Origin of the sequence: Halocynthiibacter styelae (assembly GCF_016123485.1) — a bacterium.
GTDB classification, from domain to species: Bacteria; Pseudomonadota; Alphaproteobacteria; order Rhodobacterales; family Rhodobacteraceae; genus Halocynthiibacter; species Halocynthiibacter styelae.
In genome coordinates, this window is record NZ_JADCKQ010000014.1 from 79318 (window position 1) to 91798 (window position 12481).

Consider the following 12481-nt stretch of genomic DNA (forward strand, 5'->3'; position numbering starts at 1 on the left):
CGGAGAAACACAATGCCCCATGCTGAACTGAAATATTCCAGCGATCTGACCCTGGATGCACCTGCGCTTTTGCGGGGGATCGAACAGGTTATTCAGCGCCATGATGCGGGGTCAGGGGAATGTAAGGGCCGCTCCTACCCGACGGATCTGTACCATCACAGCCACTGCCTGCTGCAACTGTCGATGCTGACCAAAGCGCATCGCGACAACACATTTACCCAGGCGTTGCTGGCAGATCTTGAAGCAGAAATGAAAAAGCACCTCCGGCAGAAATGCTTTTTGTCGCTTGGTATTGCCTATTCAGATGAAAATTACATCACGACAGATCATCAGCCCTGAAGCAGGTCAAACAACCGCCCCGGCAGGCCGTCGTGCCGCGGCAGGCTCAACGCTTTAGCCACAGCAAACATCATCGCCTGGTTTGACGTGACAACGGGTTTTCCCAGCGCCGCTTCAATCCGCGTGACCGCCTCAACAGATCGCATGTCCGTGCAGCTTAAAACAATCGCCTCTGCCGCAGGATCATCCGCCTGACAGGCAAGGTCATAGACCTCATCCGGGGTCAGCTCGCCCTGGCCATAGTTGCCCAGCTCCCGCCCGACGTCGGCACATTTCACGGTTTCAATCCCGTTTGCACGCAGGAAATCCTGCGCCTGCACGTTGATTTCCCCAAGATAGGGCGATGAAAACCCAACCTTCGTGACACCCAATGCCTGGATCGCAGCCACCAGCGCACCCGCAGCCGTGAAACATTTCGCCCCGCTGCCCGCCTTAATATCCCGCGCCAGATCCGCATCAAACGACGGGCCGTGGGTCAGGGTCGCCGACGTACAGCCGTATAAAACCACATCCGGTCGCACCCCGGAAATCATGCGCAGATCATGGGAAATATCCGATGCCCCCAGCCCCGCCATTTGGTCAGACCCCGGGATTTCATCCACGTCATATCCCCCCATACGCTGAAAATGCACCGTGGTATCGGGGCAGCGCATCAGATCCATATCGGCTTCAAGGTTGGTGTTGGTGAAGGGCACCAGCACACCAATTTTCGCACGCGTCCGGGTTTCATAAGTCATGACAAGACCTCCTTCAGCACATTCAGACAGCGATCCATTACTGGTTTTTCACAGATCGTTGCGCGCAGGCAATCCGACAGCCCGTAACCGCCCATGCCCCGCATCAAAAGCCCTTCCGCACGCAAAGCCGCATCCGCCTTTTGCGCAGCTTCCGCAGAGGCAAAGCGCATCAGCACAAAATTCGTATGGCTCTGGGGCACATGCAGGCCAAGCGCGCGGCAGCCCGCGGCAAATTCATCGCGAATGGCGGCGGTACTTGCCACACAATCGCGCATATGCGCCTGATCCCGCATCGCCGCCGTCGCCATAGCCTGCGAGACGATCGACACATTGTTCGGGTTCAGAAGCTTGCGCACCTCCCCCGCAATCGCCTGGGGAAACAACCCCCAGCCCACACGGGCACCGGCCAACCCGTAGGCCTTGGAAAAGGTCCGCATGACGACTGTGTCACCACGGTCAACAAGGGCGAATACCTCTGCCGGATCTTCCCGCGCGTCAGAGAATTCCGCATAGGCCTGATCGACCACCAGCAACACGTCAGAACGCAGGTTCTCACGCAGACGGATGATCTCACTATTCGCAATCAACGTGCCGGTCGGGTTGCCCGGATTACAGAGAAACACGATCTTTGTCGCAGATGTCACCGCCGCCAGGACGTCATCCACGGAAATCGTCAGATCGACCTCCCGTGCTTTCACATAATCCGCCTGCACCTGGGCACTGGCCGAGGCCACATAGGCGTAACCGTAATCCGTGCCCAACACATGATCTCCAGGCCCTGCATAGGCGCGGATCAGACAGCCGATCAGTTCCATCGAGCCGGCACCACACAGGATATTTTCAGCAGCAACACCGTGAACCTGCGCAATCGCGGCCCGCAACTCCGGCCAGTCCGGATCGGGGTACAGCGGCATATCATTCAGCACATCCTGTGCAGCTTTCACCGCCGCAGGGCTTGCCGGAAAGGCGCTTTCATTCTGGGCAAGGGAAATGGTCCCCGCCCCGCCCAGATCAGCCAGGGCATAGGCCGCCATGGCCTCAACATGGGAAACAGGCCGGATCATGATGCACCCCCGTAAGCTTTCGCACCCGTGTCAGTCACAAGCCCGCGTTTCAGATCCAGCGCCAGGGCATCAGCGTCACGTTCCGCCGGGTTGCCAAAACCACCGCCGCCAGGCGTGTCAAAGATCAGGTAGTCCCCGCCTTCCACACGCAATTCACCCTTGCCGGGAATGTCACTTTCACCCTCACGGAAGCGAATACGCCCCGGCGCACCAGGCAGCCCGCCCATGCGGCCAAGCGCCGGGAATTTCAGACGTTCCACGGACAGGAAGACAATGAACGGCGCATTGTTGGATGATGTCATCTCAATCCGCTGCCCCAGACCCCCGCGATATTTCCCGGCACCGCCGCTGTCCGGCAGAAGCTCCCGCCGCCACATGACAACCGGCGCAACGCTTTCGGTGATTTCCACCTGCGAGCCAAACACACCAGACGGATACGCCGTGGCCGACAGACCATCCGCATGAGGCCGCGCACCGGTCCCGCCGTTATGCACGGGTTCAATCGCAAATTCGCGCCCGCCATTGGCCGCCACTTCCGGCGCATGTCGCATGGGCAGGTCAAACATACAGCTTGCGCCTTCGGCAGGCACCTGATCGGGCAGCGCCTGATGCAGACAGCCCAGTACCAGATCCGGCGTCACCTGCCCGAGCGTATGGCGCATAGCGACCGGCAGCGGGTGTTGTGCATTCAGGATACAATCTTTCGGCCCGTCCACGGTGAACGGCGCAAGTGATCCGGCATTGTTCGGAATATCCGGCCCGACAATGCAGCGCAGGGCAAACACCGTATAGGCCGTGGCATAGTTCAGAGGCACGTTAATGCCCTTTTTCGACGGCCCCGACGTGCCCGTGAAATCCACATGCATGCCCGCCTTGCTGACGCTCAGGGTCGCATGCAGTTCAAGTTCCTTTTCATACCCGTCCATCTTCAGCACGTTTTTATAGGTGCCTTCCGGAACCTCCGCGATGGCCTCAAGCGCGCCTTTACGCGACGTATCAATGATGTAATTGCCAAGCGCATCCAGATCATCGATCCCGAATTCTTCCATCATCGCAACCAGGCGGTTTACGCCTGCCTCACAACAGGCGATCAGCGCGTAGATATCACCTTCATTGGCAACCGGTTCACGGGAATTCACCCGGACGATATCCATCAACAGCGCATTTGGTACGCCAGCCTCAACCAGCTTACAGGGTGGAATCAGCAGGCCTTCGTCATAAATATCAGACCCTTCAGGCCCCATGCCGAGGCCACCCAGATCGACCAGATGCGAGGTACAGGAGGTAAAGCCAACCACCTGCCCATCCTTGAACGCAGGCATCATCAACAAGAAATCGTTCAGATGACCGGACGCCAGCCAGGGGTCATTCGTCATGTAAATGTCGCCCGGTTTCATATCCTCAAGCGCAAAGCGCCCGCGCAGATGCAGCACTGCTTCGGCCATGGTGTTGATATGGCCTGGCGTACCCGTCACAGCCTGGGCCAGCATGCGCCCGCCCGCGTCAAAAATCCCGGCAGAAATGTCACCACATTCCCGCACAATCGGGGAAAAGGCGGCACGGATCAGGGTTTGCCCCTGTTCCTCAACCACCGCCAGAAGACGGTTCCACATGACTTGCAGACGAGCGGGGGAAAGATCAGCGGTCATTATGCGTCTCCTTTCTGGTCCTGGATCAGGACAAGGTTTCCGATTGCATCAAGATGGGCAGAGAAATCCGCCGACACCAGCGTCGTGGTCTGCGGTTCATGGATCAGCGCAGGCCCGGGCACATGATCGCCGGGTTTCATATCCGCGCGCGCGACAAAAGCCGCATCCTTCGCCTGACCATCCACATCACAGGTGATCGGGCGCGTGTCTGTCACGGTGAACGGGTTTTGCGCAGGTGTCGCAGGCACCGGTGGTACATCGCTGTCACGGGTCGCAACCCGCACCGCCCAGTTGAGAATTTCGATCTCCATCCCCGGCACAGGGCGCGAGAATTGTTTGCGATATTCTTCCTCAAAGGCCGCGGTCAGCGGCGCGATATCATCCACCGTCAAAGCACGATCCGGCAGGGAAATTTCTATCTCATGCCCCTGGCCATTATAGCGCATGAAAGCTGTGCGCAGAACTTCGGTCGGGGCATCGCCCGCCCCCTGAACGACAACTTCTTTCGCCTCAGAAATCATCGCATCAAACAAACCGTTGACCCCATCCATATCCATGGAGTTCAGCAGCGAATATTTTGATCGCACAATTTCAAAACTGACCGGCGCAAAAAGGAAACCCACCGCAGACCCAACCCCCGGATTGGGCGGAATCACGATGCGGTTGACCCCGGCAGACCGCGCCACACGGCTTGCGTGCAGCGGGCCATTGCCACCGAACGCAATCATCGTGCGCGGGCCAAGATCCTTGCCACTTTCCACCGCATGCATCCGTCCGGCACTTGCCATGCTTTCATCAACAATACGCGAAACACCATCGGCTGACCCCACGGCGTCAAGACCCAAAACAGACCCTATTACACGGGAAAGCGCCTGTTTTGATCCATCAGGGTCCAGTTTGATATGCCCTTCGGCAAATGTATCCGGCACGATATAGCCAAGCGTAATATCGCTGTCCGTCACCGTGGGTTCAGTCCCACCCCGCATGAAAGCCACAGGACCAGGTTCAGACCCCGCAGATTTCGGACCAACGGTCAGACGCCCCAGACGGTCGACACCGGCGATGGATCCGCCCCCTGCCCCGATCTCGATCATCTCAATCACCGGAATGCGCACAGGCATGCCGGATCCTTTGATAAACCGCGCAGCCCGGGCAATCTCAAATGATCGCGACGTTTGCGGGCGGGCGTTATCAATCAGGCACAGCTTGGCCGTCGTGCCGCCCACATCAAAAGACAGAACCTCATCAAGCCCCGCACGCGCCGCAATCCGCGCCGCCAGAATGGCCCCGCCAGCCGGACCAGATTCCACCAGACGGATCGGGAAACGCGCAGCGGTTTCAACCGTACACATGCCCCCGCCAGCGGTCATCATCAGGATCGGACAGCTGACACCCTCAGCTGCGAACTGATCCGCAAACCGCGCCAGATATGTTTCCATCAGTGGCTGAATATAGGCATTGGCAACCGTGGTACACAGCCGGTCAAATTCACGGGCCTCAGGGCTGACGTCAGATGAAATCGACACCACCAGATCCGGGCGTTTTTCCGCAATCAGATCCCGCAGGTGCTGTTCATGCGCAGGGTTTGCATAAGAATGCATCAGACAGATCGCCACGGCCCCTGCCCCGCTTGCGTCAATCTCTGTAAGCAGCCCGTCAACCGCGCCCTCATCCAGCGCGATCAGAACCTCGCCCTCAGATGACATGCGTTCCACAATCACAAAAGACCGTTCGCGTGGCACCAGAAGATCGGGCTTTTCCAGGTTAATATCATATTGCGAATAGCGCCGCTCATAGCCGATATCCAGAATATCGCGGAAGCCTTCGGTGCAGATCGTCGCCACATCCGCCCCGCGCCTCTCGATCAGCGCATTGGTGGCCAAAGTCGTGCCATGAATAAATCCGGTGACCTCCGCCAGGCTGCGCCCGGTCTGCCCCATCACCCGTTTCGCGCCTTCCATAGCGCCGTCCGCCGGGTTCTGATGGGTGGTCAGGGTCTTGGTTGAGGCAAGGATCGTATCTTCACCGGAAACCAGAACCGTGTCAGTAAATGTGCCGCCAATATCAATGGCAAGGCGCAGCGCATCATGGGCTGCCGTAGGGGATGTCATAGAGGTCTTCCTTCGTTCGTATCGCTGTCAGTTCCCGGCCCCTCAAGGGCAAGGCCTCAGCAATGCGTAACGAGGTCACAGCCCGTGGCGCGACGATCTAATCGTTTTGGTGTGATCATCTGTTTCATAGGTTCAGTTTTCACGGGACCGCCTGGGGTATCTGTCCCAAAAGCGACCAGTCGGAAAAATAACCGGGCCAGCACAAAACGCACCAGCCCGGGCAGCGGTTATCTTCAGGCAAACCACCAGCGTTCATGCGCTTTGGCACCATCCATTTCCCAGTTCGCGGCAATATCGCCATGGGCAACATTGGTGGCGACACCCATGATATGGTTGGCAAACATCGGCACAAGCGACCCGCCATCATCATTCACAAGGGTCTGGGCTTCGGCATAAAGCATACGGCGTTTGGCATCATCCAGTTCAGAACGGGCCTCAAGCACAACAGCGTTGAACCGATCCGCGGCCTCACCGGCACGCCATGCGGTTTCATTCCATTCCGTGTCATTGGTATAGGCCGATGCAAACATCCAGTCTTCTGTCGGACGCCCGGACCAGTAAGAGAAGGACCATGGCTTTTTGTTCCAGACATTGGACCAATAGCCATCGGTCGGTTCACGCACGACTTCGATATTGATCCCCGCCTGTTCCGCAGATGCTTTAATCAGCTGCGCCGCATCAACAGCACCGGCAAAGGCCGCATCAGAAGACGACAGCTGGATCGGGCCGGAATGACCGGATTTCTCATAGTGGTAACGCGCTTTATCCGCGTCAAACTCCCGCTGTTCCAGATCCGCATTATAGTAACGCGCGCTGGAAGAAATCGGGTGGTCATTGCCCAAAGACCCATGCCCCAGCAGGATCTTATCCACCAGTTCCTGACGTTTCACCGCCAGTTTCAGCGCCATGCGCAGATCATAATTGTCAAACGGTGCCGCATCTACGCGCATCGGCACGGTGTAATGCAGGCTTGATGTTTTCTCGAGGATATTCACATTCGGCGCACGGCCCAGCAGGGAAACCGTCTTCGGATCCACCCGGTCAATCGCCTGCACATCCCCGGACAGCAGGGCATTCTGACGCGCGGTCGGGTCGATCACTGTCAGGAATTCGACCTCATCAAAATGGGCACGATCAGATTTGAAGTAATTCTCAAACCGCCGCCCTTTGGTGCGCACGCCGGGTTCAAACACCTCAACCACATAACCGCCGGTGCCAATGCCGCCCTGCGGATCAATCAGCGCGCCGTCTTTGGATGGCAGAATGATCAGGTGGTAATCGGACAGAATGAATGGGAAGTCGGCATTTGCGCCTTCCAACACGAAAACAACGCTGTTGCCCTCTGCCCGCATTTCCTTGATCTGTGAGACCAGCCCGTTCACCGCAGATGTCGATCCTTCACCACGGTGGTGATCAATGGTCGCAATCACGTCAGCCGGGGTCAGGGTCTGACCATTATGGAATTCCACACCTGCGCGCAGGTTAAACACCCAGGTCGTCGCATCGTCAGACGCATAGCTTTCAGCCAGTTCCGGCTGCAGATTGCCGCTGGCATCCACTTCAACCAGGTTGTTGCCATACAGATAGGCGGTCGCCGTATTGATCGTGCCCTCATAGGTCGCCGGATCCAGCGTATCGGTCGTCGACCCGCTGCCAAAAGCAATACGGAAACTGCCGCCGCGTTTCGGTTCATCCGCCCGCGCAGCACCGGTCATGCTGAAGCTTGCCGGCACGATCAGGCCAGTTGCAAGCGCGGTGGATACAAACCCGCGCCGTGAAATCCCGCCATTTGGTTTCTTATGAATTGTCATTGTCGTCCTCCACTGTTGTTTATGATCACAACAGCCAGGGGATGTCGGATCAGACCGGCCCTGCGCGCGCCTCCTCCCAAAGGGCACAGGGGGACAGTCTGACTGTCATCCTCCGGTTGCCAGAGGATTTCCCGCGAAAGCCATTTCAGACAAACAAAGAAAACATGGTCCGAGACATGGATTTATTTGCCCATCCCCAGCAGCCTTTAGAAATGTCGGGCGAAATCCATACGTTCATGCAGGACACGCAGCACTTCAATCTGCGCATTCGCACCGGTCCGGTAAAACACAATATGGCGGTTACAACGCGTGCTGAACAATCCTTCCCGGATCTCAGACCGCGCCCGCCCCGCAACCTCGCCAGAAGCAATCTGTTCAAACAGATGCGCAAGCGCGCCAAGATAACTGTTCCGCTGCGCAACACCCCAGGTCTCCTGGGTATACCGACCAATGTCCATCAGATCACTGCGGGCCAGTAGCGTAATCTGCAGATCAGGCATCCGGTTTCATTTCGCGATCAAGCTCGCTCAGAATACCCTGCAGATCAAAAGGCACCGCAGCCCCCTGTTCCGCCTGTTGCCAGGCCGGATCAATCTCGGCACGCAGACGTTCCCGTTTCAACACATTGGTTTCTTCCAGCGCAATCTGGCGGCGCAACGCCTCGCGGATCACCTCAGAGGCATTGTTATAAAGCCCCGATGATACTTTCTCACGCACATAGTCATCCAGGCGGTCTGTCAGGGAAATATGCATTGGCGTCTCCGTCTTTGCGTTGATCATACAAAGAATGACAATCTTTGTAAATCAGCCCTCATGCAGGATCTGCAACCGGAACCCAGGCCCAAATTCGGCTTCGATCGCCTCATGCAACATCTGATCCAGATGCGTCAGGATATACTGGCTGGAAAACCGGTTCTGCGCTTTCAGACAAATCACCCTGCCCTCGCCCGATAAGAACTGCAACTTTGAAAACCAGCTGGTCCATAGCTGCGGCTGCAATTCCTTCAGACGCCGCGCCACCTGTCGCCATCTGCCGCGCGGGGACTGATCTGCGGTCTCTGTGTTCTCTTCCGGCAGCGGTTCATCCACAGGAACAGGCGCGAAATTCACCTGGACCACTTTTGGCGTTTCTGGCTGGGCCTGCTGTCGCGGATCACTTTCCTGCATCCGTTCCACAAAATCCGGACCAACCGCATCCCAATGGGGCTGAGACAGGCGATAGATCTCTGGCAGGTTCAGACGATAGGCCCCGACCCTGCCCCGCACACCCTGCCGTTTGCAGATCAGAATCTTGGCATCCAGACAGCGTTTGATTTCACGTTTCACCGTGCGTTCATTCAGGTTCCACATCCGGGCGATATCGCGTTGACCAACCGTCAGTTCATCCTGGGTCCAGTTGTATCTGGCTGTGATCAATGCAGTGAGACGGATCATAGTTGCCTGAAGCCCGGGGCTGCCATGAAGCCCGGTTACTGTTAAAGCTGTTAACAGGTCATACTTTAAGGAACCGGCATTTAAGCCAGTGTATCGTTTCGTTTGCATGGACTCTACCGCTCAATCTGTTTCGGATCTTTTGTCCGATTCTGCTGTAATCTGATTGAGGCATGTTTTCCCGTAATTTGTCAACAGAAGGGAGAATACGGGAAAACTCACTTTTCAAAAGAAATAAAGATTGAATCAGGTTTAATGGTTAAGGGGGACAGCCTAGTGTCACCTTATTCCCTGTTCTGTGTCACCCTATTTTGTCTCAGATACCTGTATTAGTCACCTTAATTTTCCTGAACCATCCCGATTTTCCTGGAAAAATACCGAAAAAGTAAAAAAACGCGATTTTACAAAATGAGTTTTGCTATATCTGCCTTTTCCCGTTATTCAGGATGTGAGGAAGAAAAACAAGAGTAGATTAAATGCGAGACCATACAGACCTTCAGAATATGAATGAACGCAGTCTCACCCAACAGGCTGCTGTTCGCCGCTCGACCTTCAGCCCGGGTGAGGTTAAAGCACTGCGTCCCTTCTCTATCTGGGAAATCAGCCAGTTCATGTTTGATGTCCCCGCCGATACCTTGCGCAAAAAGCTGGCGGATGATCCCTCCCTGCCCCAGGGCGAAACCGAAGATGATGGCCGTCAGCGCTGGTTCAGCCTGGAAGAGATCAACGAACTTCGCCGCCGTCTCCGTTTCCGCGGCAAATCCCTGCAACCCGAACGCCCCAAAGGTCGCGCGATGCGGGTTGCGGTTTCTAACTTTAAAGGTGGTGTTGGTAAAACCGTGGTGGCCCAGCATCTGGCAAACGCCGCAGCCCTGGATGGCTACCGCGTGCTGTGCATTGACTTTGACCCGCAGGCGACCCTGACCCATTCCATGGGCATCACTGAGGTGAAGGAATGGAACACGGTCTGGGGCATTATGTGCCGCGATCTCTGCCGCGAAGCCGACCGGATCACCGCCACTTATGACGATCCGGATGAATGCCCCTACCCTTCTGCGGATGAGCTGCCGGAAGATGTGCAGTCCATCGGATCACAGCGGTTTCAGGATTTCATCCAGCCGACTTGCTGGCCGACCATCGACATTATCCCGTCCTGCGCCAATGCGGCGTTTGTGGAATTTGCTTCTGCGCAATACCGGTCCATGCACAAAGCCTGGAGCTTCTTTGGCTGCGTCGCCCGTTACCTCGATGAACTGCCCGATGACCAATATGACATCATCATTTTCGATTGCCCGCCTGCGATTGGCTATCAGTCCCTGAACGCAGCCTTTGCGTCTGACATTCTCTATATCCCGTCAGGCCCCGGCTATTGGGAATATGATTCAACCACCAGCTATCTGGGGCAACTTGGCGATGCCATGGCGGATATTTCCGAAGGGTTTGCAAGCCTGGCTGAGGACGCAGGTTTAAATCTGCCGAAACATTTCCATGACATCCGTATTCTCATGACCCGTTTTGAAAACACCAATCCGCTGCACAGCGCGATGATGGATGCGTTCAGAAATGTCTTTGGCGCGGATGTCTGCCAGAACCCGATTGAAATGACCCGTGCGGTTGAACAATCGGGTCGTTTTCAGATGTCCGTTTATGAACAGGACTATCGTCAGATGACGCGGGAAACCTGGAAACGGGCACGCCAGAGTTTCGATCGCGCCTATGATGAATTCCTGCAAACCGTTCTGCCGGCCTGGCGGAATGAGAGCAGCAAAAAGGAGGTATGATAAATGTCTTCAGGTAATAAATTCGGTTTTGGTCCGCTTGATGCAGATCCGGCGGCAGGCAAACGTAAACGGTCCGTCGGGCCTATGGGGGCTGCGGTGCGTGAGGCGGCGGAAAGCCTTCAGGAAGCGACCGAAGCAAAAGTTGAACAACGCCGTCAGAACGCCCAGGACGCCAAAGATTTCCGCGCGGCCCAGGACGAAGGGCGTCTGCTGGTTGATATCCCGCTGGAAGAAATCGAGACATCTGATCTGCCGCGCGATCGCCTGGAACTTGAGGCCGTCGCGGCATCGGATGAGATGGAAGAGCTGAAATCTTCGATCCAGCAACGCGGGCAGAAAGAACCGGTCGAAGTCTATCTGGACGACGCTGGCCGCTATCAGTTGAAGAAAGGCTGGCGGCGGTTTACGGCGCTTAGCCAATTGCGCGCAGAAACCGGTGAAGATCGTTTTGCCAGCATTATCGCGCGCGTCGAAAAAGGGCAGGGTGCGCGGCTGGATCGCTACGTGGATATGGTCGAAGAAAACGTCGTGCGCGAAGACCTGACCTTCGCGGAAATGGCGCAGGTTGCGATTACCGCCGCGGCGGATCCGGCGATTGATGAGATTGATCCCGACGCCATGGTGCCGCGTCTTTACGGATCTCTGCATAAGATGAAACGATCTTACATCCGCAGTTTTGTCTTCCTGTTGTGTGCCCTGGGCGATGATCTGAAATGGCCAAAAGACGTGGCGCGCAATCTGGGTGTGGATGTGGCCCGCGCTTTGAAGAATGTCGAAGGGGCAGCTGCCCTGCGTACGGATCTGGCCGTTGCACCGGATCGCGGCGCACAAAATGATATCCTGGCGAAGTTTGTTGAAGCCTCAAAAAAGAAACCTGCAGCGGATAAACCCGCCGCCGCACCGCGTGAGAAATTCGAATTTCATGTGGGCAATATGAAGGTCACAGCGCGCAAGGGTGAATGCCGGATTGTCAGCCCGGATGATTTCGCCTCTGTCCCGCGGGCGCAGCTTGAAAAAGCGATCCGCGCCTTTGAAGAGGCATTGGGAAAAGGTAACCCACGGGTTACCTCGCTCTGATCTGACAGGCAGATGAACGACTTTAAAGGGTAACCCACGGGTTACCTTTTTTTGTCTGGGGCGGAAATTTACTGCAAGACAGACGGCATGGTAACCCATGGGTTACCTTATTGATCCAGGTTTCCGCATTCTCAGGCGAAAATCATCTAAGCTACTGATTGAAATGTATAATATCATAACGATAATGTAGAGAAACGAAGTGCATGACCGTCCCTGAACGCCTTCTGACCTGCAACGACATGGAAGAAATTATTGTAACGGGGAAGAACTTCTTGCGCCTGATGCGGCGTAAGATCAGAGATAACCCATGGTAAAGAATGTGGTTGTCAAAGAGGTGTGTGATGACGCTCAAACAGGAACTTGCAGCGCTGCTGGGGCCGAAGGGCTGGATGACAGAGGATGTGGAAGCCTTCCAGACGGACTGGCTGAAACTGCAATCTCACGCGCCATTGGGTGTGGCGCGCCCGGCGAATACGGCTGA

The 12481-nt window shown here is 56.2% G+C and carries 11 protein-coding genes; 3 read left to right on the forward strand and 8 right to left on the reverse strand.

What is annotated here, in order from left to right; all coding sequences use genetic code 11:
• Positions 1–12 precede the first annotated feature (12 nt).
• Entirely contained in the window at positions 13–339 is a 327-nt protein-coding gene (locus H1D41_RS15795) for a hypothetical protein (RefSeq protein WP_228849827.1), read from the forward strand.
• Here H1D41_RS15795 and H1D41_RS15800 read toward each other — a convergent pair.
• The 8 genes from H1D41_RS15800 to H1D41_RS15835 all read right to left on the reverse strand — a co-directional run bounded on the left by H1D41_RS15800 (position 330) and on the right by H1D41_RS15835 (position 9145).
• Positions 330–1076, reverse strand: coding sequence for a maleate cis-trans isomerase family protein (locus H1D41_RS15800; RefSeq protein WP_228849828.1), 747 nt, complete (start codon positions 1074–1076; stop codon positions 330–332). The two genes, H1D41_RS15795 and H1D41_RS15800, sit on opposite strands and share 10 nt — an antisense overlap.
• Entirely contained in the window at positions 1073–2140 is a 1068-nt protein-coding gene (locus tag H1D41_RS15805) for a pyridoxal phosphate-dependent aminotransferase (RefSeq protein WP_228849829.1), read from the reverse strand. Before H1D41_RS15805 ends, H1D41_RS15800 begins: the two co-directional genes overlap by 4 nt.
• Complete coding sequence (locus tag H1D41_RS15810) at positions 2137–3789, reverse strand: hydantoinase B/oxoprolinase family protein (RefSeq protein ID WP_228849830.1); 1653 nt, start codon at positions 3787–3789, stop codon at positions 2137–2139. The genes H1D41_RS15805 and H1D41_RS15810 overlap by 4 nt, the downstream gene beginning before the upstream one ends.
• Positions 3789–5900: a hydantoinase/oxoprolinase family protein gene (locus H1D41_RS15815; protein ID WP_228849831.1), complete on the reverse strand. Its 2112-nt coding sequence runs from the start codon at positions 5898–5900 to the stop codon at positions 3789–3791. Before H1D41_RS15815 ends, H1D41_RS15810 begins: the two co-directional genes overlap by 1 nt.
• A 233-nt stretch (positions 5901–6133) precedes the next feature.
• Positions 6134–7711, reverse strand: coding sequence for an ABC transporter substrate-binding protein (locus tag H1D41_RS15820; protein ID WP_228849832.1), 1578 nt, complete (start codon positions 7709–7711; stop codon positions 6134–6136).
• Between the two features lie 206 nt (positions 7712–7917).
• Complete coding sequence (locus tag H1D41_RS15825; RefSeq protein ID WP_228849833.1) at positions 7918–8211, reverse strand: type II toxin-antitoxin system RelE/ParE family toxin; 294 nt, start codon at positions 8209–8211, stop codon at positions 7918–7920.
• Entirely contained in the window at positions 8204–8464 is a 261-nt protein-coding gene (locus H1D41_RS15830) for a type II toxin-antitoxin system ParD family antitoxin (RefSeq protein WP_228849834.1), read from the reverse strand. The genes H1D41_RS15825 and H1D41_RS15830 overlap by 8 nt, the downstream gene beginning before the upstream one ends.
• 51 nt (positions 8465–8515) lie before the next feature.
• On the reverse strand, positions 8516–9145 hold the full coding sequence (locus tag H1D41_RS15835) for a DnaA N-terminal domain-containing protein (RefSeq protein ID WP_228849835.1): 630 nt from the start codon (positions 9143–9145) through the stop codon (positions 8516–8518).
• A 473-nt stretch (positions 9146–9618) separates the two neighbouring features.
• Between H1D41_RS15835 and H1D41_RS15840 the strand changes: the two genes are divergently transcribed.
• Positions 9619–10923, forward strand: coding sequence for an AAA family ATPase (locus H1D41_RS15840; RefSeq protein WP_107496252.1), 1305 nt, complete (start codon positions 9619–9621; stop codon positions 10921–10923).
• Positions 10924–10926: 3 nt separating this feature from the next.
• Positions 10927–12000, forward strand: a complete 1074-nt coding sequence (locus H1D41_RS15845) for a ParB/RepB/Spo0J family partition protein (protein WP_228849836.1) — start codon at positions 10927–10929, stop codon at positions 11998–12000.
• Positions 12001–12481 lie beyond the last annotated feature (481 nt).